We start from the raw sequence: 25,927 nt of genomic DNA, 5'->3' as shown, positions 1-25,927 counted from the left end.
AAGCGGCATCTACCGACATCACAGCTCCTGGGTGAATACCTGACCTTCGTTCCCACCCCTCAGCAGGTGGATCACTTCAAGGCGGACATGCGCACTCTCAACCAGACCCTCTTGCGCGACGGTATCCGCGAAGGGGTCCAGGTCCAGGCCCTCCAGCAGATACCCATACACGAGCAGAGGCTGGTGATCCACAGGATCGACACCCGCAGGGTCAAGGAGTTCTCCTCGATCTATCCCCTCGTCTTCGCGGTCGAGAATGCCTTAAGGTCGGTACTGGCCGACTACCTTGAGGAACGCTTCGGCCGGATGGACCGGTGGGTCCTGATCCGCAATGCCCGGGACAACGGGCAGGCATACACGGCTTTTCCTCACATCCTCGGCACTGCGGTCAATCCGGGTTTCGTCAAGGCGGTCTGGCGGGTGTTCGACAACATGATCAACCCCCAGCATATCGGAAGCGTTATCGGCAACACCAAGACCGACGAGTTTTACTACTGCCTGACAATGGGAGAGCTATGGACGATCATTGCAGGCGGACTGGGTGCTGATCCGCGGTATGTTCGCCCCGGACGCCGAACTTGGTTTCACATTCACGAAGACCCTTTTCAACGACACGATGCGGGTCATCAAGGAAACCCGCAACGAACTCTTCCACAGCAATCCGATCAAGGACCGCAAGAAGATCATCGAGGCGTGCGAGCGCATCTTGAGCGGCCTGCAGTTCCATCTCGGCGACTACGACCACGATCTTGGCGCCGCGCAATATGTCCGAGTGCCTGGGACTGTCGCACGCGCCCCGCGCCACGTCATTCCGGCGCGGTGAGGGCGGGATGCGGATCCGCCTTGGCGGATCCGCAGAGCCGCTTCAGTGAACCGGCCGGTTCCAGATGATAGCAAAGCCGTCTTGGTCGTCCTGGTCGGCGGCACTCCCGAGGTTGGCGTAGATCTTGCGGGTCAGCTCGGGCGTGTCGGTGAGCGAGACGTAGTCGTCGCCGGTTTCCCTGTTCTGCCTGATCCAGCCGGCCCCGACTTCGGCGCCTTCGCTCATGATGCGGAAGGTGGGTGCGTTGGGCTTTGAGGCGGTGATGGGCACAATCCGGATGGGGCCTTGATGGAGAGAGTGACCAGGCGGCCTTCATATGCGCCGTTTGCGAGTTTGGTGACGATACCGATAGTTTCCAATGTCGCCTCGCTTCATCTCGGCTGGGCCGAGATGAAGCGGAAGCTCGCCGCGCAACGCTTTGCGCATGGACAGGACGAGATGGGTTTCTTATATTATCACAAGGTATCACCTTCGAATAAAGGCTGCAGACATGGCGACCTCGATCAAGATCGATGACGGCCTCAAGGGCCGTATCCAACATTTGGCCGAAACCAGACAGCGTTCCGCACATTGGATCATGCGCGAAGCCCTCAAGCAATATGTAGAGCGCGAGGAGGCGCGGGAGAGCTTCAAGCAGGAAGCTTTGGCATCATGGGAGGCTTATCAGGAAAACGGACGGCATCTCACGGGAGCAGAAGCCCGCTCCTGGCTTTCGACCTGGGGCACTGATACTGAGACCGAAGCGCCGAAGTGCCACGAGTAGTCCTAACGGAAGGCGCGGTTGTCGGCCTTGACCGCTGCCGCACCTTCCTAACAGCTAAAAATCCTAACGCGGCCCGCAAAGCCGCCGAAGCGATTGCCCATCATTTCCTTTTGTTGGAAACGTCGCCCGAAATGGGGCGCCCCTTCGGTGACGATCCCGAGTTGCGTGAATTGATCATTGAGTTTGGTGCTGCTGGTTACGCTGCGCTTTATCGGTATATTCCGGTGAAGAACGAGGTTTTCGTATTGGCGTTCCGCCATGTGCGTGAAGCGGGATATTAACGGCGGACGCTTGCATTCGATCGTTTGCCCGAACTCAAAGAGCTTGCTCAACAAACGTTTCAAATGTTTGCAGGGTTTTGACGACAGCACGTTCGGAACCGTGACGGTGCGCTTCTTCTCACCCTAAAAACCGGGCGGTGAAATCGCTCTTTCCAACATGTGGGAATCGTGTCGCTCACTTCGAAACGAGCGGATGGAGTGAGAAGGGCGTATGAGCGGCAATGCTGAAGGTCTTTAGGATCTTCGTTCGATTCTCTTGAAGCCGGTCATTGTGAAAACTGACCGAGCAGCTCGGCCGCATCAGCAGCGGCTCGCGGATATCCGAAGCAGCGGGTGGGCGCTGGGTGGTTGGCCGGTCACGGAACTGGAAGCTGGCCGAACCCGGACCAGTTCTCCGGTGAAGGGGGAGGCGGCTAAGACTTGCATCCCTTCGCCGGAGGGTAGCTGATTGGTCGGATCAATCTGACGCGACCTTCGAGCCCACCATCGAAGTGGCGGCTTTGTCCGTCAGACCTCCCGCGCGGGGTTTCCAACCACCGTTGCGCCTTCCGCGATGTCGCGGGTGACGACTGAACCGGCGCCGACGATGGCGCCGTCGCCGATCATCACACCGCCAAGGATGATAGCGCTCCCGCCGATCCAGACGTTAGTACCGATCGCCACGGGCCGGTCAATCTGCAGCCCGCTGCGCCTAAGAGCCGGATCCCTATGATGGTCGGCACAGTAGATGTGGACGCCAGGCCCCAGCATGGACCCTTCGCCGATCCGCACGCTCGCCGTGTCCAGGATGGTGCAGCCGGCATTGAGATAGACACCGTGGCCGAGTGCAATGTTCATGCCGTACGCGCAATGGAACGGCGCCTCAATGAAAGCATCGTCCGGTGCCTCAGCAAAAAGCGCCCTTAGCGCTGGCGCAATGTTGCCCCGGTTTTCGGGATCCAGTGTGTTGTGCTGATGCACTGCCTTGCGCGCAAGCACGCGCAGAGCGTCGAGCTCCGGGTCGAAGCAGCAATACCATTCTCCAGCGGCCATCTTTTGTCGTTCACTGTCACTCACGAGACCCTCCTCAGTTGTTCACATACCGCTGGCACGATGATGGACGAAGGTGTAGCGTCGCCGCAAGAGTTGCAATCGCGCCGCTCGGCTTGGGCAGATATTTGCGTCAGGGTTCATGCCACCTTGTGCTTCCGCCACAAGGATAACCGAACCTCGATTGAAATAGCGGTCATCACATCGCGCGACAGTGGACGCTGCTTCGCCCACTGAGCTGACAAAGGTTCTTGGGCTTAGAGCACCGAGACAACGGCCTTGGCGAGGTCGTCGAGCCGGTCTTCCCTGAGGCCTGCGACATTGAAGCGGGAATCACCAACCATATAGATGCCGAACTCATCTCGCAGGCGGTCGACCTGCGCTTCGGTCAGGCCGAGCCGCGAGAACATACCCCGGTGGTCGGCAATAAAGTCGAAGCGCGAGGAGTTGGACTGGCGACGGAGCGCCTCGGCAAAGCCCTTGCGCAGGTTGAGCATACGAAGCCGCATAGCTTCGAGTTCGGACTTCCAGTCGGCGCGCAGTGTATCGTCCTCGAGGATAAGGCGGACGGCGGCGGCGGCATGGTCCGGCGGCATGGAATACAGCACGCGAGTAGTAGCGAGCGCCTGACTGCCTGCGATCTTTACGCTTTCTGCGTTCTTGCCCATCAGGATAACGGCGCCGACGCGGTCGCGGTAGACCGAAAAATTCTTCGAGCAAGAGGTGGCGACAGCCATTTCCGGCACCCTGCTTGCGAGTAAGCGAACGGCGGCAGCGTCTTCCTCCAAACCGTCGCCGAAGCCTTGATAGGCAAGATCGACGAAGGGGAAAAGATCACGTTCGACGAGAAGATCCACGACCCGACCCCACTGCTCGATCGTCAAGTTGGCGCCGGTCGGGTTGTGGCAGCAGCCATGCAGTAGGATGATGTCGTTGGCCTTCGCCTGCTTCAATCCCTCGAGCATGGCATCGGCCTTCACCGTGCCGCTGACTGGATCGAAATAGGGATAGGTCGCGGTTTTGAAGCCTGCAGCCTTCAGGATCGGTACATGATTCACCCAGGTCGGATCGGAGAGCCAGACGGTGGCGTCAGGCCGGGCCTTTGCAAGCAGGTCGGCGATCGTGCGGAGCGCGCCCGAGCCGCCCGCTGTCTGGCAGGCGAACATACGCGAGAGATCGGCCTTCTCGCCAAAGACCAGCTTCAGCATGGCCTTGTTGAAACCTTCATCGCCTGCCATGCCGATATAGGTCTTGGTCGTCTGGCTTTCATAAAGGCGCTTCTCGGCGTCACGCACGGCCCTCATGATGACGGTCGCACCCTGCGAATCCTTGTAGACGCCGACGCCGAGATCCATTTTCGTCGGCCGTGCGTCATTTTTGTACAGAACCGAGAGGCTGAGGATCTTGTCTGGCGGCGCGGCAGTGAGGGTTTCGAACATGGCTTTTCCTTTGAATTGAGGTCAAATGCGAGCTGCTTCAGCCGCCCCGCATTGGCGGAATCAATGCTCCAATTCGCTTTGCGATCCGGCGCGGATTGCCGCAAGCACCTGCTTTTGAAGAGCAACGAATTCCGACGTCGAAATCATGTCCTGGCTCCGTGGACGGGCGAGCCCGACGTGGAAGGTCGCGTTGATGCGTCCCGGATTGATACTCATCGCGACGATCCGGTCGGACAGATAGACGGCCTCTTCCACGTCGTGGGTGACGAAGAGAACGGTCAGCCGATGCTCCTCCCAGATATGCGTCAGGAGTTCCTGCATCTGGTGTCGGGTCAACGCGTCAAGTGCGCCGAACGGCTCATCCATCAATAGCATTTTCGGGCGATAGGAAAGGGCCCGTGCAATGGCGACGCGCTGCTTCATCCCGCCCGACAGTTGCGACGGAAATGCATCGGCGAACTTGGTGAGCTTCACCAGTTCAATGTGCTGACGGGCGACATCTCTGCACTCGGCTGCCGGCCGCCCGGCCGCCTGCAGGGCAAATTCCACATTCTGTTGTGCAGTCAGCCACGGCAGCAGTGTGTAGGATTGGAAGACAACGCCGCGATCGAGCCCTGGGCCGACGATCGGCGCACCGTCCGTCAGAAGAACGCCATTGTCGAAGCCCTGAAGTCCAGCCACGATAGACAGCAGCGTACTCTTGCCGCAGCCGGATGCGCCGACCAGGGAGACGAACTCGTTGTCGGCAAGTTCCAGGTCGATACTGCTGAGCGCATGAACGCGGTTCTTCCTGCCACCATACCACTTGTCGAGACCCTCAATCTTAAGTTTGGATTCGCTCATCTCAAATGCCTCGAAGCGTAACGGAAGAAGACACGCTCGAGGGCCTTCATGCTCTGGTCTGTGATCAGACCGAGCAAGCCAAGGAGCAAGATGTAACCAATGATCGTCTGCGTCTGGAAATATCGCTGAGAGACGACGATGCGATAGCCGAGGCCGGATGTCGCCGCGACAAGCTCTGCCAGCACAAGCCAGGTCCAGGCCCAGCCAAGACTGATGCGCAGCGTGTCCCAGATGCCGGGGAGGGCGGACGGCAGGACGATGCGGCGCAGGATCTTGGTCTCCGACATGCCGAGTGTACGGCCCAGTCCGACGAAGTCGGTTGGCACACGCTTGACGCTGTCCATGACCATCAGCACCTGCTGGAAGAAGGTTCCGATAAAGATGATGACAAACTTCTGGATATCGCTTGTTCCGGCCCACAAAATGGTCAGCGGGACAAAGGCGACGACTGGCATATAGCGGACGAAGTCCACGAAGGGCTCGATGGCCGCTTCCCAGGTCTTGAAACAGCCGATCATGATCCCGATCGGGATCGCCAGGGCCGATGCAATCAGAAAACCGACGAGCATTCGATAGATGCTGATCCCGGCATCGGCCCACAGCGTGCCATCCATCGCCAGTTCCACCATCTTGGCCCACACCGCTCCGGGCGAGGGCAAGAAGATGGGCTTTACCCATCCGGTGACGGTAGCAACCCACCACACGGCAAAGAGCAGCGCAAAAACGGCAACCGCAATCAGAAAAAACGACCGGCCGCTGATCGGATCCCCGATCCGAAAGGCACTGGGTGGTCTACCGACGCCCGCGCGCGATTGCGCGCGGGGCCTTTCCTTCGTTGTCGACGACAATTCTGAGCTAGACATTACGGTCCCGTTGGTGGCCAGAGGTCACTTGTTCGCTGCATCGACAAACGATGTGTCGATCATGGCGTCGGCGGAAACGTCCTGGGTCACGAGGCCGGCTGTTTTGGCCGCCCTCAGAACGTCGGCGAAGGTCTTGGTCTTGAAGTCACCGGCAAAGGCCTTGGCTGCTTCAGCAGAGGTATAGTACTGGACGCCGTCGAAAGCCGTTTTCAGATCATCCGGGGAGGCGCCCACGGCCTTCGAGATGATGGTGCGGTCCTCCTCGGTATTGGCCTTGTAGTCGGCCAGAGCCGCATCCCAGGCCTTGATCATGGCCAGAACCTGCCCAGGCTTCTGCTTCAGTACCTCCTCGCGAACGACGAGGACGTCGGAGACAAGGCCCGGATCCTTGCCGGCTTCAAAAAGCAGCTTGATATTCTTGTCCTGGGCCAGCGCCGTTGAAATGTAAGGCTCGTAGGTGACAGCGACGGGAACACGGCCAGCAATCAATGCCGTTCCGGCATCAGCTGCAGGCATTGGCACGCGCACGATATCGTCGATCGTCATGCCGTTGCTGGCAAGCGCGTAGTTCAGCAGGATGTCGCTTGTCGTGCCTTCCTCGAAGGCGATGTTCTTACCCTTGAGGTCAGCGACGCTCTTGATGTCGCTTCCGGCAAGGATTGCGTCCGCCTTCAGGCTGAAATCGAGAAGCGAGACGATCTTCACAGGCAGGCCGGCGGCGACCATGCCCATGGCCGTGTGCGTGGCGATATTGGCAGCGTCGAGCTGACCGCTGGCAAGTGCCGCGTTGATGTCCTTGTCTTCGCTGAAGTTGACAAGCTCGACATCCTCAAGGCCGGCTTTCTTGAACAGGTCTTTGCTGGCGGCGACGTGCCACTGACCGTAACCGAGCCATGGCTCGATGCCGATCTTGAAGGTGCCCGGCTCCGGCTTGGATGGGATTTGATCCTGGGCGTTTGCCTGCGCACTGGCAAGAACGCCGACGATCCCGAGCGCGATCGCTGCGCGGGCAAACTGCTTGCTGATGGATTTGTAGTTCATTGGGAACCCCTCTTTTGATGATTTTAACGGATCATACAGCTTTCATCTTCTGAAGTCTGATGCCCACCCATCAAAGTCATGACGGGCGAATATCGTATGCAAGTGTTTGTCTCCTTTCGCCGGCGTTCGCGGTCACTGTTTGAGTATCAGATGCGAGCCACGTTTCTTTAGGTCGGCGATCGAGCTCACACCCATCAAAGCCGAGGTAATCGAGAACACGCGACGCAATGTCTCGATCGCACGGTCGACGCGGGCCTGGCCTGCAGCTGCAAGAGCGTAAGCATAGGCTCGACCCAGGAGACCGACCGGTCCCAGCATAAAGGGAAGAGGATGTCGCCGTCCGAGGTATTCGGTCGACAGATCAGGCTCGGCATAGTCGACGAGAACGTGCTGACGCAGCCCCAAAAGCGAGAAATCGTCCTTGTTTCGACGATAGGTTTCCTCCGCAAAGGATGCACCGTCGATGTAGCTTCGATCCCAAACAGATCTCGCAACAGGTCGGCAAGAAGAGCTTCGGCACTGCCGTCGCGCTTGTTGGCTTTTTCCCGGATGGCTGCGGTCCGACTGTTGGGCTGCCCCATGATCTCTCACTCCTGGAATGACGCGAAGGCTTTCATTTTTTGGGCGGCAAGTATCTGCTGCCGAGCGAGTAGCGGCTGCCGACATAGGTGAAGGTATTGACCGTTGCGATCGCCTGCCCCGTCCACGTTTTTCGGTTGAGAACCAGGCAGCTGTCCCGCTCACGAATATGCAGGAGGCGTGCATGTCTCTCCGTCGCCGGGATCGCGCTGATGAGATGCTCGACCTCGGTTAGCGGCGTGCTGTGCTGCAGGTAGTCGTAGGTGCCGATGGACGTAAAATCCTGATCGAGATAGTTCTTCACGAGCTCTGTATTGACGTAGCGCTCCTCCAGTTGAACAGGGACGCCATTCTCGTAGTGAACGACCATCGAGTGATCGACGGGGCAAAGCTTTCTGAACTCGAACGCGTCCAATAGCATTTGATCCGGCCGCTCGATCCGCTCGAGCAGGATCACCTCCGCGCGGTGTTGGCTTCCGCGCGCTTTGATCTCGGTGATGATATTGCTGATCTCGATGAGCGTCGACTGCGCCTTGGGAGGCGAGACGAACGTCCCGACGCCCTGGACCCTGCGCAGATAGCCTTCGGCAGTCAGTTCGCGAAGCGCGCGATGGACCGTCATGCGAGAAACCCCGAGCGAAGACGTCAATTCATGCTCGGACGGAAGCTTCTCGTTCTGTGGCCAACTGCCGTTTCCGATATTGTCGAGGACGAAGTCCTTGACCTTTTCGTAGAGCGGCAGCGCGGTGTTTGAAAGGCCGGGCAATTTCTATCTCCGTCTCACGCCGAGGCGTGTGCTCGATCAATCGGCTATTCGAATGATCGTCTTTAATTTGGTTGAGCGACCATCGATCAGTCGGTGGTACGCGTCAGGAATTTCGTCGAGTGAGTTCAGGATCTCGCTGAATTGCAGAAGTGAGGGCTGCAGCTTTGGCAACAGCGCGATGGCGTCGGCGAGTTCGTCTTCAAAGGCATGGCAGCCAACGAGGGAAATCTCACGCTCGACGAGGACATTGGGATCCAGATCCAGTTTCCCATGACTAATGCCCACAAGAGCGAAGGCGCCGCCCCCGTCCAGAAGTTCGATGCCTTGCGCGATGGCCTTTGTGCTCCCCGTTGCATCCACCGCATAACGCAGTCGCGCGTTGCCGAGAGCAGTCCTTGCTTGCGACTTATCCAGCAAGACCACCGAGCCTCCGCAGAGGCCGGCCACCATCTCGGCACGACTGCCATTCAAATCCGCAAACAACAGCTTCCCATCGTGGAGATGTGAAAGCAGCAAACCGCAGAGACCGCCGATTGTCCCGCAACCGATAAGAATAATCGCTTCGCCTTGGGGCGGATTGAGCCGTCGTACCGCGTGAAGGGCGACGGCCAAAGGTTCGGCCATGGCCGCCACTGCAGGATCAAGTGACGGCTCGTGCTTGAAAACCAGACGAGCCGGTAGTTGGGCCTGCTCCGCAAATCCTCCGTCGCATACCTCGCCGACGAAACCGAGATGTTCGCAGATATTGGTGCGGCCTGATCTGCATGCTTCACATTGGCCACAGTAAAAGCGGGAGTCAGCTGCGACGAGGTCACCGATCGCGAGACCTTCGACGCCCTCACCAATTGCGGAGACGCGACCGCAGAACTCGTGTCCAGCGGTGGATGGACGCCTGCTGATCCACTGGCCGGTTCTGTAGTTGTGAAGGTCCGAGCCGCAGATGCCCACGGCGCGAACATCAATCGTCACGTAACCTGCCGGGGGCGACAGAGGTCTGTCGACTTCCTCGACCCTAAGATCAAGCGCGTCGTAAAGCCGGACCGCCTTCATCCAATCAGCCCCGCTTTGGCAGATAGTTGTCGCGGACCGCCGAGACCGCATACGCGTGAGATGAGAAGCCTTCATACTCCGCAAGCGTATGGGCACGCTTCGCAAACTCGGGATAGGCCGACGCTGTCACGTAGCCGATCGAACTGCGCTTCACAAAATCGGTCACCGACAGCGGGCCGAACGTGCGCGCCCAGCGGCTCGTCGGCAGCACGGCATTTGGACCGAGGCAGAAATTGGCGATGCTGACAGGGGTATGCGGACCCATGAGGATTTCTGCAGCCTCCGTGATCTGTCCGAGATGGGCGAAGGGATCCTGCGAGAGGATTTCGAGATGCTCCGGCGCGTAGGCGTTGACGAAGTCGTAGCTTTCCTCGATCGAGGAGGTAAGGATGATTCCACCGCATTTGCCCGAAAGGACGGCACTCGAGAACTGGACGCGCTGTTCGGTCATACGTGCCCAATGCTCAGGCAGTGCGGCGAGGGCCTCCTCGGCCACGCGGCGGCTATGGGTCACGAGATAGGCGGAAGAGTCGGGACCATGCTCGGCCTCGATCAGGAGATCGAGCGCGGCAAGGCCGCCATGGATCGTGTCGTCCGCGAAAATGATCGCTTCCGAAGGGCCAGCAGGCAGGCCGGTGTCGATGATGCCTGACAGGCTCCGCTTGGCTGCGACCACCCAAGGGCTTCCCGGCCCAACGATCTTCAGAGCCGGCTTGATCGATTCCGTCCCGTAGGCAACCGCTGCGACTGCCTGAGCGCCGCCTACTTTGTAGACAGTTTCCACGCCGGCCAGACGCGCTGCCACGAGCGTTGCGGCGTCCACGCTACCGTCCGGGGCAGGCGGAGTGACGATCGCCAGATTCGGAACACCTGCCACGACGGCCGGGACGGAGGTCATCATCGTGACCGACGGAAACGAACCTTTGCCGCGCGGAACGTAGAGGGCGGCGGACTTGATCGGCGTGAAGCGGTCGCCGGCAAAGGCGCCTGGCTTGATCTCCTTCAGCCACATGGCCTCGGGCTTCTGCTCTTCATGAAAATGACGAATATTCTCGATGCCGAAGGTGATGGCCTCGATCACATCTTCGCTGACGAGCTTGAAGGCGGCGTCGAATTCCGCGTCCGTTGCCTTGATCGTTGCTTCTGTAATATTTGCCTTGTCGAGGTCGCGGCCGAAGCGGGCAACGGCGCGGTCACCCTCGGTGCGCACGGCCTCTAGGATTGGTGCCACTTTCTCGATGAAGCCCGAGATGTCTGTTTCAGACCGTCGCAAGAGCGCGGCCTGCTCATCCGGTCCAAGATTTGAATATTCATGAAAAGTGACGTCGGTCATTGCTCATACCCTTGTTGGCGCACAGAGGCGCAGACAGCCGCTGTCGTCCGCGCCCTGACGGCGCGACGATGTATCGTCCCTACAGGTCATGCTGAAACGCACCGCAAGTCGGTGGCCACCGGCGCAATACCCTGCAAGCTGTTCATGCGAGGACGCCGGATGGCTATCCGGCAAATTCCCAGGAAGTCGAAGACTTCGTTCCCGTTTTATTGTCTAGAGTTGTCTATACATCTATAGACAAATATGATCGTTCATGTGCTGTCAAGCGTCAATTTCCGTTTCTATATCGACGCCAGAAAGCCGCCGTCGACAGGAATACATTGGCCAGTGATGTAGGCCGATGCGCCACTCGCAAGGAAGACGACGGCGCCGCCGATGTCGGAACCATCACCGAACCGCTTCTGTGGAATCTTGTCGAGCATTTTCGCAGACCAGCCCTCATCCTGATAAAACCCTTCGGTCATCGCTGTTCGGAAATAGCCCGGAGCCACCGCATTCACGCGGATGCCCAGCGGCGCCCATTCCGCCGACAGCGCGCGCGTCATGCCGAGCAGTCCCGACTTCGAGGAGCCATAGGGCACAGCGGTCGGGATGCCGACGTAGGACGTGAGGGAGCAGAGATTGATTATGCTTCCACCGTGGGCTCGGCGGGACATCCGGCGTGCTGCGGCTTGCGACCAGAAGAACGCGCCCTTGAGGTTGGTGCCGATGATCTTGTCCCAGATCTGTTCATCGACGTCGAGCGAGGGAGATATCTGTTCGTAGCCGGCATTGTTGACAAGGATATCGACAGCGCCAGTGATGTTTTCGAACTTGCTTAGCGTTTCATCGATGGACGAGATGTCTGTCACATCCTGGGCGCTCGTGATGCAGGTCCTGTTAAGCGCCTCAATCTTCCCTTTGGTTTCGCTTAGCGAATTTTGATCGCGCGCCGTAACGCCAACATCGGCACCCGCTTCGGCAAGCGCCAGCGCAATCCATTGGCCCAGGCCGCGGCTCGCACCGGTCACAACTGCCACTCTTCCTGCCAGATCGAACATCGTATTGGCCATGATGATCCCCTTACTTTTGCAGGATAGAACCACCGTTCAACAATAATGTCTATACATGTATTGACAAAGAGTGGCATTCCGATTTGTGCCTGAAAGACGCGCCATGGCAAAAGTTGCCACAGGACATTACGTTCAGAAATCCCGATCCGCAGCCGCAAGGACTATCATTAGGTTTGAACCGTGGTCTCATGGAGCTGGCCTGGAATCCGTCGCCTGCGCTTGACGCAGTGACAACGGTCTACGTTAATTAAGCGCGCTTACCTAAGCTTGATGCTTATTTAAATAGAAGGGCGCTTGCTTAAATAACGGTCGGAATTCATATTAGGCCATGTCTAATTCCGAACCTAATTTGCGCCTGGGTCGTTTTGTCGAAACAACAGCAGCGAGCGAAACAGTACGGGCGTTCGTGCCTCCGCCATTGCCGCCCGAGCCATCCATCGATGTCCTTTCGCTATTGGAGCGCCTCAGTCTGGCAGAGCGTGCGCTAGGTCGCCTGGATGGCATCACAATGCTGCTCCCGCGCCAGGAGCTGTTCCTTTACATGTATGTGAGAAAAGAGGCAGTTCTTTCCTCACAGATTGAAGGTACACAGTCGACCCTTTCCGATCTTTTGCGGTTTGAGACCGAGGCTCAAGCGGGGCAACCGGTCGATGATATTCGTGAGGTTTCCAATTACGTTGATGCGATGATGTACGGTTTGGAGCGTTTGGAAACGCTGCCAATGTCATTGCGACTGATCCGAGAGATGCACGCACGACTGCTGCAAAGCGGGCGCGGAGGCACAAAGGATCCAGGAGAGTTTCGGCGCTCGCAGAATTGGATTGGAGGCACGCGACCCGGTAACGCACTCTTCGTGCCACCACCTGTGACGGAGTTGGGTGGCTGCCTAGATGCGTTCGAGCGCTTCATGCATGACGCTCAATCACGATTACCGGCACTGATCAAAGCCGGCCTCCTGCATGTCCAGTTCGAAACGATCCATCCATTTCTCGATGGCAATGGCCGTATAGGTCGTCTGCTGGTCACTCTTTACCTGTGTGTGAACGGCGTTCTACGCAAACCATTGCTCTACCTCAGTCTTTACCTCAAGGCTCATCGAAGGGAATATTATCGATTACTGCAAGAGGTCCGTGAACATGGAAACTGGGAAGGTTGGTTAGACTTCTTCCTGACAGGTGTAGCCGACACCGCCAACCAAGCATTTGAAGCTGCCACTCGGATTGTCGATCTTTTCAAGGAGGACAGGGAGAAAATCACAACCGAGAGCGACAGAGCTGGATCGGCCCTTCGTATTCACGAACTCTTTCAGCAAAACCCCTTTCATACGGCAAATCAAATCGTTCAAATGACAGGCCTTTCCGCACCGACTGTCAATGCAGCGCTCGCTGACTTGGAGCGCTTGGGGATTGTCGACGAGGTGACAGGTCGCAAGCGTGGCCGTGTTTTCAGCTACCGTAGATATCTCGCAATCCTAAGCGAAGGCACTGATCCCCTGCCGGCTACGTGATTAAATCAACCGACGTCGTTGACTTTGTCGCCTGACGGACATCTCGTCAGATTGACAAATATGCTACTGAGTAGCAAATTAGGCTCAAAGGAGTTGAACCGATGAGTGTCAAATCGTCGATCTCGCTAACTGACCAGCAGGATGCGTTTGCCCGTTCGCTGGTGGAGAGCGGCCGGTACTCCAGCATGAGTTCCGTTCTTCAGCAGGGCCTAGAACTGCTTCGGCAAAAGACTGAAGCTGAGACCGTTGAAACGGCAGCGCTTCGCGAATTGGTCCAGCGGCGATTGAACGGACCGATGATTTCTGCGACGGAAATGGAAAGCCGAGTCGCGGCAATGATTGAGCGGAAGCGACGGGTTGTTCGTGTGGACTCTTGATTATTCTGAGGATGCCGAACGCGATTTCGAGTTGATCTTCGATCATCTGTTCGACGCCTATGTCGAACTCGGGGACTCGGCTGGCGAGGCTGTGGAGCGTACCGCTGAGCGGATTCGCAAATTGCGTGTCGAAATCGATCGCCTCGTCAATACGCCTTATATCGGGACTCTGCGGCCTGATATTCATCCCGGGATTCGGTTTCTTCGGCGGGACAAGGCGGCTATTTGGTTTTTACCGGTGGAACATAGCCGCACAATCATTGTCGCGGCAATTTTCTACGGCGCGCAGGACCACATCCGAAATATGCTCGCACGTATGCTGGCGCGATAAGGTCCCTACAGCCCCGAGGCCCTCGTCAGATTGACCCTAAATAGATCGCGTCGGCGCTGGTATTTGCGGGTCATTTCGGCGCTCGCATGGCCGAGCTGCTTTTGCACATGACGCTCATCGACCTCGGCCGAGGAGGCCAGACCGACGCGCAGCGAAATGACCGGAGAATTTTGCCGCCCGCTCTTCCTCACCGAGGTCGCCATATAGACGGGCGGCAAGGGCCGCGGACTTGACGAGGTGGGCGACCGCCTTGTCATTGAGACGGTCCGGCCCAACGTCTTTGCCGCGTCCGGTGACGCGGCGGAAGAGGGGGCCTTTGGCGAGCTTGGCGAACCTGATCCAGGTCTCGACGGCGACGGGCGGACAGTTGGTGTCGGCGGAACCGCGGCCGATCTCGACCTCGCGTCAGCCGGTCTTGCAGCGCAACGTCAGCAACATTCCCTTGTCGAGGATCTCGATCCAGCCGCACCCGTCCTCGGTCTGATCGCGTCCGAGGTCGAGGCCGGTGATTTCCTTGCGACGCAGGCCGCCCGCAAAGCCGACGAGTAGGAGTGCCCGGTCCCGCAGGCCCCGAAGCGTGCCGCGTTCCGGGGTCTCGAGCATGGCGATCAGGTCTTCCGGCAGGATCGCCTCCTTTTGCCGCGGCAGGGCGGTGTGGCGATTGCGTCCCCCCGCCATGACGGTGGCGATGGCGCGGTCCTTGCGGTCGAGCAGCATGCCCCGTTGGGTGCAATTCCAGGCGATCGCCGAGAGGCGCCGCTCGATCGTGGAGACGGAATTGGCCTTCACGCCCCGCCGGCGGTCCCGGAGGCACAAGCGGTGATGTAGAGGCCGACGACGTGCGGATCCGGGGGAAGGGGAGCGAGGTTCTGCCGCCGGCACGAGGCGGAAAAATGCTTCCAGTCCGAGGCATGGGTCTTGCGGGTGTTGGCGGAACTCGCCGCCTCGACATAAGCGGAAGCTACTCCGGGACTCAGGGCCAGGCAGCGTAGCTCGTTTCTACGCTCGGCCTTTTCAGGACGACGCCGGCGCGATGGGCACGCGGGGAGACGCCGGTAAGGCGTTTGAAGAAGCGGCTGAAGTATGCCGGGTCGGAAAAACCGAGCGCTTCGGCAACTGCGGCGATCTGCAGTCCCGAGCCGTCCAGCATGGTTGATGCCTCCGAGATCAGGCGTGAATGTATCAGTTCCAGCGGGGTTCGGCCTGTCGCGCGGCGGATTGCACTGTTTAAACGGTCGGCAGTGACGCCAAGTGCGTTGGCGTAGTCGTTGATTGTCCAATGATCGCGGATATGCACCTCGACCAGATGCACAAAGCCGCGAACGACGGCGCGCGGCGAAGGTTGCTGTCGTTCGTCCGCCGGACTGGTCAGGCGCCATATTGCAAGAAGAAGGAGTGCCAGGTGATGGCGAATGACTTCCTGCGCGCCAGGGACGTCTGCTTTCAATTCCTGTTCAATGATGCTGTGTGCTGCCGAGAGGCGGCGCGCTTCCTGCGTGCTTAGACGAGCGCCAAGGATCGGGCGCGAGATTGCTTCGCGAACCTGTGCGAAGACCGCGCCTGACGGCATCGCGGAGCCAAGGACGATGTCTGGTACGGCGAGCGAGGCGCCTTCCGCGCCGGCGTCGAAGGTGATCAAGCCGGTCTCTCCCGACGGCGCCCATACGATGGTAGGGCCGTTGATCGGCACTTCATGCGTGCCGAGCCGGATGTGTCCGCTGCCGGAAACAAGGACGAAGGCACGATTGCGGGTCCCGCGGAAGGTCCACGTCGAGTGCGCGAGCGCGCCGTGGAAAATGCGGGCCTCGACGGCTTCGGGCGCTCGGGGCAAAGGGTGCGCTGCAGGATTGGTAGGCATGATGACGGGAGACATGGCCGCCCTTTTCGCGTTTCCGTGAAAAGTACAAGTATCTCTTGTAAAAGTCTATCACGCTTCGACTGGACGGCGCGTAAATTGAACATGTCAATGGATGCAGCCCCGCCCCAGGAGGAGAAACGGGTCGTGGTTGGCACGTTGGCCTGAACAGCCTGTGGGAGCAGGCTTATGGGAGGAAAATCGATGAAAACCTTTCAACGCAGGCAAGTCCTGCGAAGTGCTGCGCTTGTCGCAGCGGTTGCTGCAACGGGCGTCGGACGGGCCGCCTTTGGGGAAGAGCGCAAGTCCGTTCGTATCGGCTATGCCATTTCAAAGACCGGGCCGAATGCCGGCGGTGCCGGGATTACCACGCTTCCAAACTACCTGCTCTGGGTCAAGGACGTGAATGATGCCGGCGGCCTGGAACTGCCGGACGGCAAGAAGCTGCCGATTGAGGTCATCGAATATGATGACCGTTCGTCGTCGGAAGAAGTTGTGCGGGCGACGGAGCGCCTGGCGACGGACGATCAGGTCGATTTCATTCTTGCGCCATGGGGTACGGGCTTCAATCTTGCTGTTGCGCCACTTTTTGACCGGTACGGCTATCCGCAACTCGCTGTTTCGGCTGTGACGGACAAGGCTCCTCAATTCGTTCAACGTTGGAAGAAAAGCTTCTGGATGCTGGGCGGCGGCCATGATTACGCCAAGGCACTGGCCAGTATCCTCGTCGAAGCCAACAAGGCCGGTACGATCAACAACAAGGTTGCCATGGTCTCCGTTGCCGATGGTTTTGGCATTGACCTTGTCAGCGCGGCCCGTCCGGCCTTCAAGGAGGCTGGTATCGAGGTAGTCTACGACCAGACCTATCCGCTGGCGACATCCGACTTTTCACCGGTCATCAATGAGGCGATGGCGAGTGGCGCTGACAGCTTTGTGGCCTTTTCCTATCCGCCGGATACGTTCGCATTGACGCAACAGGCACAGGTCGCGAGCTTCAATCCCAAGGTGCTCTATCTCGGCGTCGGAACGGGCTTTCCGGTCTACGGCAAGAACAACGGGGAGAATGCGACAGGCATCATGAGTCTTGGTGGTATCGATCCTGCCAACAAGGCCAACGAGGAATATCGCAAGCGTCATGAGGCGCACACCGGGATTGCGCCGGATTACTGGGGTAGCGTGATCACATATGCCAGCCTTCAGATGCTGCAGGAGGCAATCAAGCGCAAGGGACTCGATCGGGAAGCAGTATCGGCCGAGCTTGCCAGTGGCACCTTTGAAACTGTCCTGGGCGATACGAAGTTCGAGGAGAACCAGCTTCGCAAGCTCTGGTGGACCGGCCAGTGGCAAAACGGCCAGTTCGTCGGCGTCGCTCCATCCGACCGTCAAGGGGTGAGCAAAGTGGTGCTGCCCAGGCAGGAATGGAAGAAGGCCTGACACCAAAGGCGGTGCGCGTCCAGGAATGCGCACCGCCCTTTCGCATCTCGATTGAAGGAGGGGGCTGATGCTCGGCACAGCCATACTATCCGGGTTGGTGCTCGGCGGGACCTACGCGCTCGTCGCCATGGGGTTGACGCTCCAATACGGCATTGCGCGGATCATGAACCTTGCCTATGGCGAGACAATCATCGCTGCCGCATTCCTGGCGTACGTGATGTTTTCCCAATGGGGCGTCAGTCCGGTACTCGGCCTTCTCATTGCCATACCGGCGGGCTTTTTCCTCGGCTACATCGTCTATGGCCTGCTGATGCGCCCGCTTGTTGCCCGCGCCCGTGACAAGGCGAGCCTCGAGATCGACTCGATCCTGGCGACGTTCGGTTTGCTCTTCGTGATCCAGGGCCTGCTGTTGGTGGTGTTTGGGGCGAATTTCACAAACTACAGCTACCTCAACATTCCCGTGAAGGTGCTTGGCACAACGGTCGCCGCAAATCGGTTGCTGGCGCTTGTGATGGCCGTTGTCTCCGGCCTTGGCATCTATCTCGTTCTAACCCGAACTCTCTGGGGCACTGCACTGCGCGCCGTTGCGGTTTCGCCATCGTCTGCCGCCCTCGTCGGCATAGATGTCGACAAGGCCGCACGCACGGCGTTTGCGATCGGGGGAGCTCTTGCGGCCGCCGGCGGTGTCGTCATCTCGATGTATCAGACGTTTACGGCAACCTCGGGCGTCGTCTTCACCATGAAGGCGCTGATCGTGGTCATCATGGGCGGCGTTGGCAATATTCTCGGCGCTCTTTCGGCAGGCTTGATACTTGGTCTGGTGGAGACCTTCGTGGCGACCTTTGTGTCACCGGGGCTCACCCTCGCGGCGACCTATCTCATCTTCCTTGGTGTTTTGCTGTGGCGTCCGGCCGGTATGTTCGGAAGGACCACAAGATGAGCCGCAATTCTCTTTTACAGGCCGCGATCATCACCGTTGTTGTTGGCGCGTTGGCCTGCCTGCCGTTCTATGCCAATCCCTATACCGTCACACTGATGATCGGGATGCTCGGTTATGTCACCCTGGCAACAGCCTGGGCGCTGTTTTCCGGTCCAACGCGCTACGTGTCGCTCGCAACCGTCGCTTTTTTCGGCATCGGCGCCTATACCTGCGCAGTCTTCAGCGAGAGCGTTCCTTATGTTCTGCTCCTTCCGATTGCCGGCGTTATCGGCCTGGCAGTCGCACTCATTGTCGGCTTGTCGACCCTGAGGCTTGCCGGCGTCTATTTCGTCATCTTCACCTTTGGTCTTGCCGAACTGGTACGCCAGCTCGTGACCTGGTACGAGGTCAATATGACGGGAACGCTCGGTCGCTATATCTTCCTGCCGGTGACGCCGGAAGGGATATACTGGCAGCTTCTGGCGCTGGCGACGGCCACTTTGCTCATCTGCTGGGGTGTGGGCCGCAGCCGTATCGGTTTGGCCCTGAAGGTGATCGGTGACGACGAGGTCGTTGCTGCCCATTGCGGCATTAACATTGCCCGCGTGAAGCTTGCGCTATTTGCCATAAGTTCCGTTATCATCACGCTCGTCGGTGCCATCCAAGCGCCGCGCTGGACGTATGTGGAGCCGGCGATTGCCTTCAATCCCACGCTTTCCTTCCTGACGCTGATCATGGCCTTGCTTGGGGGCGCCAACAGGCTTTGGGGACCGCTCTTGGGTGCCGTGCCACTCTTCCTGCTATTTGAATGGTTGTCGGCCAACTTCCCGAACCATTATTCGATCATCCTCGGCCTGCTATTCATCGCGATCGTCTTCGTGTTGCCGCGTGGCGTGCTGGCCTTCATCGAAGAGAACTGGAAGCGCCGGCACAATGGCAAGATCAAAGCAGTTCCGGGAGTTGCCGAATGAGCGAGCTTTTGACGATTTCCGGCCTGACCAAGCGTTTCGGCGGCCTAACGGCGGTAAATGCGGTGTCATTCTCGATGGAGCGTGGCGAGGTCGTCGGTCTGCTTGGCCCAAACGGTTCCGGCAAGACCACGGTTCTCAACATGATCTCCGGGCATCTGAGGCCGACGGGGGGAACGATTGCGCTCAGCGATCATATCATCTCCGGACTGGCGCCGCACCGGGTGGCTTTGAAGGGAGTGTCACGCACCTTCCAGTTGGTGCGCGCGCTGCCGTCGCTGAGCGTCATGGAAAATGTTGTGGTCGCGCTTGCCTTCGGCCGTGGCAAGCTATGGGGACGTGCGGCTGAGGAAGCGGCGCTCGCCAAGCTTGATGAGGTCGGCCTGGCCCATCGCGCGCACCAGGCGGCACAGGACCTGACCTATATCGACCTGAAGCGCATGGAACTTGCCCGCGCACTTGCGGCCGAACCGGAACTGCTGTTGCTGGACGAGTGGCTGGCGGGGCTCAATCCGACGGAACTTAGAACGGGGATCGATCTGATCCTCTCGTTGAAAAATCGCGGTATCACCATTCTTCTCGTGGAGCACGTGATGGATGCCATCCGCGCGGTCTGCAGCCGCTGCGTCGTCATGAACGCCGGCCGCAAGATCGCCGACGCATCAACAGCTGAAGCGCTCGCCAATGCTGACGTCGTCACCGCCTATCTCGGAGAGCGCCATGCTTGAGGTTGCTCATCTTTCGCTGCACTACGGCCGCCACAATGCGCTTGATCGCGTATCGATCAAGGTCAACAAAGGCGAGACCGTGGTCATTTTAGGCGCCAACGGCGCGGGCAAGTCGTCGCTGCTGAAGTCGATCGCCGGGATCACCCGGCCAGACCCTGGTGCCGTGGTGAGTTTTGCCGGGAACACGATATCGGGCGTGCCTGCGCATGAAATCGTCGAGGCCGGCATCGCCCTCGTGCCGGAGGGAAGAGGAGTGTTCGGCGATCTCACCGTGGAAGAAAATCTTCTCCTCGGGGCCTACTCCAGGCGCGCTCGCAAGTACGCGGCCGAGAGCCGCCAATTCATCCTTGAGCTTTTTCCCAAGCTACGCGACCGCGGCGGGCAGTTCGTCAATACGATGTCAGGCGGCGAGCAGCAGATGGTGGCAATTGGCCGCGCACTGATGTCGAAGCCGGATCTCTTGATGCTGGACGAGCCGAGCCTTGGCCTAGCGCCCCTTGTCGTCGGCGAGCTGTTCGAGAGCCTGGCTCGCATTCGAAAAAGAGGACTTGCACTTCTGATCGTCGAGCAGAACGTCAAGAAGAGCCTTGCCATCGCCGACCGTGGCTATCTTGCCGAGGCCGGTCGGATCACTGGCGAGGGACCCGCCGGCGAACTGATAAACGATCCCGCAGTGCAGCGCGCTTTTCTCGGCGCGATGGTTTGATTTGGTGACACGGAGATCCCCATGAACATGCTTGGCCTGAAGATCAACAATGCCGAAGTGGAAGCGACCGACGGTCGCAGTTTCGAGCGGCTGAACCCGATTTCCGGAGAAGTCGCCTCGACCGTTGCCGCAGCGTCGGTGGAAGATGCCCGCCAAGCCGCAAATGCTGCCGCCAAGGCGTTTCCTGCCTGGGCCGCGACCGGCCCCGGCCAGCGCCGCAAGCTGTTGCTCGCTGCCGCCGACCGGCTGCAGGAAAAGGCGCCCGAGTTCGTGGCGGCCATGGCTGCGGAAACGGGTGCAACCGCTGGATGGGCGATGTTCAACGTTGGCCTTGCTGCGGATATGCTTCGGGAGGCGGCATCTCTGACGACCCAGATTTCAGGCGAGGTCATCCCGTCTGACCGGCCCGGGAGCCTCGCCATGGCGATCCGCCAGCCGGCGGGCGTGGTGCTTTCCATCGCGCCGTGGAATGCGCCGGTTATTCTAGGCGTCCGCTCTTTGGCAACGCCGCTTGCCTGCGGCAATACCGTCGTGATGAAGACCTCGGAGATCTGCCCGCGAACCCACCGACTGATCGTCGATGCGCTGCACGAGGCCGGTCTACCCGAGGGAGTGCTGAACGCAGTGTCGAACGCACCCGAAGATGCGGGCGAGATCGTCGAGACGCTCATTGCCCACCCTGCGGTGCGCCGCGTAAATTTCACCGGCTCCACGCGTGTCGGCCGCATCATCGCCGAAACCGCTGGCCGGCATTTGAAGCCTGTGCTGCTGGAGCTTGGCGGCAAAGCGCCGTTCGTCGTTCTGGACGATGCCGACATCGAGCAGGCCGTCGCCGCTGCAGCGTTCGGGGCCTATATGAACCAGGGACAGATCTGCATGTCCACCGAGCGGATCGTCGTCGACGACAAGATCGCTGACACCTTCGTTGAGGCATTGGCTGCCAAGGTCAAGACGCTCAAGGCGGGCGACCCGCGCAAGGCAAACACGCCGCTTGGTTCTGTCGTTGATTCCAGGGCAGCGCAACGCATCGACGCACTGGTGCGCGACGCGGTTTCCAAGGGGGCGGTGCTTGCCGGGGGTGGCGACGTCAATGGCACAATCGTCGATGCAACGCTGCTTGACCGTGTAACGCCTGCCATGCGGATCTATGCAGAGGAGAGCTTCGGGCCAGTAGTCTCGGTGGTGCGTGTCGGCTCGATCGATGAGGCCGTCCGCGTTGCCAACGACACGGAGTACGGGCTTTCCTCGGCGGTCTTCGGCAAGGACGTGAACCGCGCCATGGCCGTTGCAAGAAGGATCGAATCCGGCATTTGCCACATCAATGGTCCAACCGTGCATGACGAGGCACAGATGCCGTTCGGCGGTGTCAAGGATTCCGGTTATGGCCGCTTTGGCGGCAAAGCCGGAATTGCCGAGTTTACCGAACTGCGCTGGATCACCATTCAGGATGGCCCGATCCACTATCCGATCTGATGGAGAGCGCCTTGGGTATGCTTGATGGGAAAACCTGCATCGTCACGGGTGGCGCAGGAAGTCTCGGCCTGGCGGCCGCCAGGTTGTTTCTCGCAGAAGGAGCAAACGTTGCCCTCGTCGATCTCGCGCGACAGGCACTTGCGCAGGCAGCAGCGGATTTGCCGGCGGATCGGGTGGAACTGGTTGCGGCGGATGTGTCGAATGCGAAAGACACAGCGCGCTACGTCAAGCGCACGGTTGATCGGTTCGGCTCGATTGATGTGCTGTTTTCCAATGCGGGCAACTTCGGTACGGTGTCGCCGATCGAGGACTATCCGGAAGATGTCTTCGATGCCGTACAGGCGGTCCATGTGAAGGGGGCCTTCCTTGCCGCGAAGTTCGTTGTGCCTGCCATGCGCGACGGTGGCAGCATCGTGATTACCTCGTCTGTCGCCGGTGTCCGCGGTGATGCCGGCGTCTATGCCTACATCACCGCCAAGCATGCACAGGTCGGTCTCATGCGTTGTCTTGCCAAGGAGTTGGCGCCGCGTGGTATCCGCGTCAATACCATTCATCCCGGTCCGATCGACAACAGCTTCCAGCTCGCCGTTGAACAGGGGCTGGGTGCTGCGATTGGTGCTGATGGCACTGAATTCTTCAACCAAATCATTCCGCTCGGACGACATGGAACCGCCGGCGAGGTTGCGAGATCGGTGCTCTACCTTGCCTCGGACCAGTCGAGCTTCGTCACTGGAGCGACGCTCATGGTCGACGGCGGCATGAGCGTCTAGACAACGGGGAACGATACATGGACAGCAACATCGAGCGCCAAGCCAGGGGGGAGACGATGACCGCTGGCGGGGCGTTACTGGCACGGCTCAAGGCGATCGGCATCGACTATATTTTCGCCAATTCGGGAACCGATTTTCCTCCCATCATCGAAGGGTTGGCTGAGGCTGATGCCAAGGGCATCCCCCTGCCAGAGGCGATCGTCATCCCACATGAGAGCGCGGCAATGGGGATGGCCCACGGCTATTACCTGGCAACGGGGCGTCCGCAGGCGGTCATGGCGCACACAAATGTCGGCCTTGCAAATTGTGCGATCGGGGCGATCAATGCCGCGACCGAGCATATTCCCCTACTGCTTTTTTCGGGCAAGACGCCGGCTTCGGAGATGGGTCATCTTGGGTCGCGCACGGTGCCGATCGGCTGGGGGCAGGAGATGCGCGACCAGGCGGCATTGGTGCGCGAGGCCGTGAAATGGGACGACGAACTCCGCTTTCCGGAACATGTGCCACAGATGGTCGACCGCGCACATGCCATTGCAATGTCGACGCCGCGCGGGCCAGTTTACATGAGCCTGCCACGCGAGGTTCTGTGTCAGCCTTGTCCGACAGAAGGTTTGGGGGCTTCCCTGCAGATGGAAGCCTTTATCCACGCGCCAGATCCAAGGGCGATTGAAGAGGCGGCGCGGCTCCTCGCATGCGCACGCCAGCCGGTGATTTTTGCGCAGCGCGGTGCTGGATCAAAACACGGGTTTGCAGCGCTTCGTGCCCTTGTCGAGGAATGGGCAATTCCGGTTTGCCAGTATTGGGCCGTGCAGCTTGCGCTCCCGAGTGACCATCCGATGGCCGCGCAGGCCGACCCCGAACCCTTGTTGGCGCAGGCCGATGTTGTGCTCGTTATCGATGCACTCGCTCCATGGTCGCCCGACATTCATTCGTTGAACGATGGGTGCAAGGTCATCCAGCTCGGGCAGGATCCGTTGTTCCAGCGCTTTCCGGTCCGCTATTTCCCTTCGCACGTGACAATCGCCTGCGACGTGGCCGATGGATTGGCAGCGTTGCGTGCGGCGATGTCGCGATTGTCTCCGGCAACGGACATTGAGCGCAGATCCGCAACCTTGACCAAGCGGAATGGTGAGGCACGGGCGGCGGTGCTGGCGCGAGCAGAGACCGGATGCGCTGAGCCAATGACCAAGGAGTGGGTGAGCCTTGCGCTATCCAAGACAATCGGCGGCCGTCCGGCGACGGTTTTGTCGGAGCTTGGATGTCCGCTTGCCCCGATGCAAATTGCTGACCATCGTGGCTGGTATCAGGAGCCGCATTCAGGTGGTCTTGGCTGGGCCTTCCCTGCCGCGCTCGGGATGCAGCTTGCAGATCGCGACCGCCTCGTCGTGGCGACGATGGGCGACGGCTCCTACATCTTTTCCAATCCGGTTGCCTGCCACCAGATCGCCGAGGCACTGGCGCTTCCGATCCTTTTGATCATCGTCAACAATGCGGAATGGGGGGCCGTGCGCCAATCCGTGGTTGGCATCTATCCGGACGGCTATGCCGCCAAAGCAAACCGGATGCCGCTGACGTCGCTTTCGCCAATCCCGGACTTTACCAAGATTGCGCAGGCGAGCCGGGCATACGCCGAAAGAGTTGAGCGTGGGGGCGATCTTGAGGCCGCGCTTGCGGGCGCCATCCGCCACATCGACGAAAACCGGAGCATGGCGCTGCTCGACGTGCGTGTGCGCGCCTGAGACTATGAAAATGGGAGGAAAGCATGCCTGAACTCGCGACCACAGAATTCTGGAAAGACTTGCAGCCGATCAGCAAGGTCTTTCAGCCAGACGCGCTGCCCGAGGTCTACCTTCAAGATGCGCCGACAGAGGATGAACGCTATTATGTTCCGTTCACGGATACTGTCTCTTCGCGTCCGCTCTGGATTTCGCCGACGCAGAACAAGTGGTGCGACATCCTCATGGCCAAGAAGGCAGGCCTTGTAAACCGGCACTATCATCCGCACGAGGTTTTCGCCTATACGATCTCGGGCAAGTGGGGATACCTCGAGCATGAGTGGACGGCAACGGCTGGCGATTTTGTCTACGAGACGCCGGGCGAGGGCCATACGCTGGTCGCCTACGAGCACGAACAGCCAATGAAGGTGTTCTTCCAGGTCAAGGGGCCACTGATCTGGCTCGACGGGACCGGCGAGCCGGACGGGTTCTTCGATGTACACAACTACATTGCGCTTTGTCGTGACCACTACGAGAAGGTCGGACTCGGGCGCAATTATGTCGAACGGCTCTTCCGGTAACCTTAAGCTGTGCGTCCTGCTCCGGTGGCGTGCCGATCCGCTTGAAGCCGGCCGGGTATTGTCACTTCGCCTTGATCGCGCGTAGTTCCGGTATCCGTCCGGCCAGGGTCGCGGACTGTGACGAGCACCGCCGGCGCTGTCGCAGCCGCTGGCTTGTAAAGACAATACCGGCGTCGAATGCGACGTGCGTGCAGTTCCCTATCAGTCGTCGGCTCCAGCTGCCAGCGGGACGAAGAGCCCAAGCTTTACGTCGCGAAGTACTACATTGGTGTGCATGCGCCGGATCTGAGGGTTTTCCGCCATGATCAAGGCTGCAATATCGTCATAGTGCTCGACGTCACGGGCGGTGACGATGGCAATGAGATCCACGGCTCCCGTGACATAGTAGACCTGCTGGATATGATCCTGTTTTTCCGCCCAAAGCCGGAATTTCGCCAGTGCATCGTAATTGTCCCGCTCAATTTCCATGCCGACGATAAACACCATAGGTGTGCCGGTTGCCTTGCGCTCGACGACCGCCACCTCCGCCTTGATGATCCCATCTTCGCGCAGGCGCTTCAGACGCCGTTGAACGGCCGACGTTGAGAGGCCGACGTCGTCGGCGATGCTCTCGGCGGTTCGCTGGCAATTGCGCTGAACGAGCTGGAGAATGTCGCGGTCAAAGTGATCCAGTTTTTCCATTTTGTCTCCTTTGGCCATCG

General features: G+C 59.4%; 28 protein-coding genes and 1 pseudogene. 15 read left to right on the top strand and 14 right to left on the bottom strand.

Annotated elements, in window-relative coordinates; genetic code table 11:
* The first annotated feature begins 541 nt into the window (after positions 1-541).
* A complete protein-coding gene (locus tag FHX09_RS22000; protein ID WP_184450632.1) occupies positions 542-823 on the top strand; it encodes a hypothetical protein in 282 nt (93 codons plus the stop codon).
* 42 nt (positions 824-865) lie between these two features.
* On the opposite strand, the gene FHX09_RS30030 is transcribed toward FHX09_RS22000, so the two are convergent.
* Complete coding sequence (locus tag FHX09_RS30030) at positions 866-1,093, bottom strand: DUF736 family protein (protein ID WP_348649189.1); 228 nt, start codon at positions 1,091-1,093, stop codon at positions 866-868.
* A gap of 220 nt (positions 1,094-1,313) precedes the next feature.
* On the opposite strand from FHX09_RS30030, the gene FHX09_RS21990 reads away from it, so the two are divergent.
* The gene (locus tag FHX09_RS21990; RefSeq protein WP_132590562.1) at positions 1,314-1,586 is read left to right on the top strand and encodes a CopG family ribbon-helix-helix protein; all 273 of its coding nucleotides are present in this window, start codon (positions 1,314-1,316) and stop codon (positions 1,584-1,586) included.
* Positions 1,574-1,867, top strand: a complete 294-nt coding sequence (locus FHX09_RS21985) for a type II toxin-antitoxin system RelE/ParE family toxin (protein ID WP_132590564.1) — start codon at positions 1,574-1,576, stop codon at positions 1,865-1,867. The genes FHX09_RS21990 and FHX09_RS21985 overlap by 13 nt, the downstream gene beginning before the upstream one ends.
* Before the next feature lie 507 nt (positions 1,868-2,374).
* Here the strand turns inward: FHX09_RS21985 and FHX09_RS21980 are convergent.
* From FHX09_RS21980 to FHX09_RS21935, 10 genes are all read right to left on the bottom strand, one after another.
* Positions 2,375-2,923, bottom strand: coding sequence for a sugar O-acetyltransferase (locus tag FHX09_RS21980; protein WP_184450631.1), 549 nt, complete (start codon positions 2,921-2,923; stop codon positions 2,375-2,377).
* A gap of 230 nt (positions 2,924-3,153) precedes the next feature.
* Positions 3,154-4,335: an amino acid aminotransferase gene (locus FHX09_RS21975; RefSeq protein ID WP_132590568.1), complete on the bottom strand. Its 1,182-nt coding sequence runs from the start codon at positions 4,333-4,335 to the stop codon at positions 3,154-3,156.
* A 60-nt stretch (positions 4,336-4,395) separates the two neighbouring features.
* Entirely contained in the window at positions 4,396-5,178 is a 783-nt protein-coding gene (locus FHX09_RS21970; protein WP_184450630.1) for an ABC transporter ATP-binding protein, read from the bottom strand.
* On the bottom strand, positions 5,175-6,041 hold the full coding sequence (locus tag FHX09_RS21965; protein WP_132590570.1) for an ABC transporter permease: 867 nt from the start codon (positions 6,039-6,041) through the stop codon (positions 5,175-5,177). The genes FHX09_RS21970 and FHX09_RS21965 overlap by 4 nt, the downstream gene beginning before the upstream one ends.
* Positions 6,042-6,065: 24 nt before the next feature.
* Positions 6,066-7,082, bottom strand: a complete 1,017-nt coding sequence (locus FHX09_RS21960) for an ABC transporter substrate-binding protein (RefSeq protein ID WP_007800679.1) — start codon at positions 7,080-7,082, stop codon at positions 6,066-6,068.
* 132 nt (positions 7,083-7,214) lie between these two features.
* Positions 7,215-7,748, bottom strand: a complete 534-nt coding sequence (locus FHX09_RS21955) for an alpha-hydroxy-acid oxidizing protein (protein ID WP_245505481.1) — start codon at positions 7,746-7,748, stop codon at positions 7,215-7,217.
* The gene (hutC, locus tag FHX09_RS21950) at positions 7,696-8,427 is read right to left on the bottom strand and encodes a histidine utilization repressor (RefSeq protein ID WP_132590572.1); all 732 of its coding nucleotides are present in this window, start codon (positions 8,425-8,427) and stop codon (positions 7,696-7,698) included. The genes FHX09_RS21955 and hutC overlap by 53 nt, the downstream gene beginning before the upstream one ends.
* 36 nt (positions 8,428-8,463) lie before the next feature.
* The gene (locus tag FHX09_RS21945) at positions 8,464-9,477 is read right to left on the bottom strand and encodes an alcohol dehydrogenase catalytic domain-containing protein (protein ID WP_132590574.1); all 1,014 of its coding nucleotides are present in this window, start codon (positions 9,475-9,477) and stop codon (positions 8,464-8,466) included.
* Between the two features lie 4 nt (positions 9,478-9,481).
* Positions 9,482-10,810 (bottom strand): histidinol dehydrogenase, encoded by a 1,329-nt coding sequence (hisD, locus tag FHX09_RS21940; protein WP_132590576.1) that lies wholly within the window; start codon positions 10,808-10,810, stop codon positions 9,482-9,484.
* Between the two features lie 281 nt (positions 10,811-11,091).
* Complete coding sequence (locus tag FHX09_RS21935) at positions 11,092-11,862, bottom strand: glucose 1-dehydrogenase (RefSeq protein ID WP_132590578.1); 771 nt, start codon at positions 11,860-11,862, stop codon at positions 11,092-11,094.
* Between the two features lie 328 nt (positions 11,863-12,190).
* Here FHX09_RS21935 and FHX09_RS21930 point away from each other — a divergent pair, with 328 nt between their 5' ends.
* The 3 genes from FHX09_RS21930 (at position 12,191) to FHX09_RS21920 (ending at position 14,077) form a co-directional block, all read left to right on the top strand.
* Positions 12,191-13,369 carry a Fic family protein gene (locus FHX09_RS21930; protein ID WP_184450629.1) on the top strand — a complete coding sequence of 393 codons (1,179 nt, stop codon included), beginning with the start codon at positions 12,191-12,193 and terminating at the stop codon, positions 13,367-13,369.
* Between the two features lie 101 nt (positions 13,370-13,470).
* Positions 13,471-13,746, top strand: coding sequence for a type II toxin-antitoxin system ParD family antitoxin (locus FHX09_RS21925; protein ID WP_132590582.1), 276 nt, complete (start codon positions 13,471-13,473; stop codon positions 13,744-13,746).
* A complete protein-coding gene (locus FHX09_RS21920) occupies positions 13,727-14,077 on the top strand; it encodes a type II toxin-antitoxin system RelE/ParE family toxin (RefSeq protein WP_184450651.1) in 351 nt (116 codons plus the stop codon). Before FHX09_RS21925 ends, FHX09_RS21920 begins: the two co-directional genes overlap by 20 nt.
* A 5-nt stretch (positions 14,078-14,082) precedes the next feature.
* On the opposite strand, the pseudogene FHX09_RS21915 reads toward FHX09_RS21920, so the two are convergent.
* Positions 14,083-15,030: pseudogene (locus tag FHX09_RS21915) on the bottom strand (tyrosine-type recombinase/integrase); the annotation flags it as partial.
* Positions 15,031-15,050: 20 nt separating this feature from the next.
* A complete protein-coding gene (locus FHX09_RS21910; protein WP_184450628.1) occupies positions 15,051-15,950 on the bottom strand; it encodes a helix-turn-helix domain-containing protein in 900 nt (299 codons plus the stop codon).
* A gap of 186 nt (positions 15,951-16,136) precedes the next feature.
* Between FHX09_RS21910 and FHX09_RS21905 the strand changes: the two genes are divergently transcribed.
* The 9 genes from FHX09_RS21905 (at position 16,137) to FHX09_RS21865 (ending at position 25,226) form a co-directional block, all read left to right on the top strand.
* Positions 16,137-17,366 (top strand): amino acid ABC transporter substrate-binding protein, encoded by a 1,230-nt coding sequence (locus FHX09_RS21905; protein WP_184450627.1) that lies wholly within the window; start codon positions 16,137-16,139, stop codon positions 17,364-17,366.
* 67 nt (positions 17,367-17,433) lie between these two features.
* A complete protein-coding gene (locus tag FHX09_RS21900; protein ID WP_184450626.1) occupies positions 17,434-18,306 on the top strand; it encodes a branched-chain amino acid ABC transporter permease in 873 nt (290 codons plus the stop codon).
* Positions 18,303-19,256, top strand: coding sequence for a branched-chain amino acid ABC transporter permease (locus tag FHX09_RS21895; protein ID WP_184450625.1), 954 nt, complete (start codon positions 18,303-18,305; stop codon positions 19,254-19,256). Before FHX09_RS21900 ends, FHX09_RS21895 begins: the two co-directional genes overlap by 4 nt.
* Entirely contained in the window at positions 19,253-19,981 is a 729-nt protein-coding gene (locus tag FHX09_RS21890; RefSeq protein WP_132590594.1) for an ATP-binding cassette domain-containing protein, read from the top strand. The genes FHX09_RS21895 and FHX09_RS21890 overlap by 4 nt, the downstream gene beginning before the upstream one ends.
* Positions 19,974-20,687, top strand: coding sequence for an ABC transporter ATP-binding protein (locus tag FHX09_RS21885; RefSeq protein WP_184450624.1), 714 nt, complete (start codon positions 19,974-19,976; stop codon positions 20,685-20,687). Before FHX09_RS21890 ends, FHX09_RS21885 begins: the two co-directional genes overlap by 8 nt.
* A 21-nt stretch (positions 20,688-20,708) precedes the next feature.
* The gene (locus FHX09_RS21880; RefSeq protein WP_132590598.1) at positions 20,709-22,160 is read left to right on the top strand and encodes an aldehyde dehydrogenase; all 1,452 of its coding nucleotides are present in this window, start codon (positions 20,709-20,711) and stop codon (positions 22,158-22,160) included.
* 17 nt (positions 22,161-22,177) lie between these two features.
* The gene (locus FHX09_RS21875; protein ID WP_132590642.1) at positions 22,178-22,930 is read left to right on the top strand and encodes an SDR family NAD(P)-dependent oxidoreductase; all 753 of its coding nucleotides are present in this window, start codon (positions 22,178-22,180) and stop codon (positions 22,928-22,930) included.
* A gap of 17 nt (positions 22,931-22,947) precedes the next feature.
* A complete protein-coding gene (locus FHX09_RS21870) occupies positions 22,948-24,669 on the top strand; it encodes a thiamine pyrophosphate-requiring protein (protein WP_184450623.1) in 1,722 nt (573 codons plus the stop codon).
* 23 nt (positions 24,670-24,692) lie between these two features.
* Complete coding sequence (locus FHX09_RS21865) at positions 24,693-25,226, top strand: 2,4'-dihydroxyacetophenone dioxygenase family protein (protein WP_132590602.1); 534 nt, start codon at positions 24,693-24,695, stop codon at positions 25,224-25,226.
* Positions 25,227-25,427: 201 nt separating this feature from the next.
* Here the strand turns inward: FHX09_RS21865 and FHX09_RS21860 are convergent, their stop codons facing one another.
* Positions 25,428-25,907 (bottom strand): Lrp/AsnC family transcriptional regulator, encoded by a 480-nt coding sequence (locus FHX09_RS21860; protein WP_007800588.1) that lies wholly within the window; start codon positions 25,905-25,907, stop codon positions 25,428-25,430.
* Positions 25,908-25,927 lie beyond the last annotated feature (20 nt).

Origin of the sequence: Rhizobium sp. BK538 (assembly GCF_014197575.1) — a bacterium.
In the GTDB taxonomy this organism is placed as follows: domain Bacteria; phylum Pseudomonadota; class Alphaproteobacteria; order Rhizobiales; family Rhizobiaceae; genus Rhizobium.
This window is presented reverse-complemented; position numbering and strand designations above follow the sequence as displayed.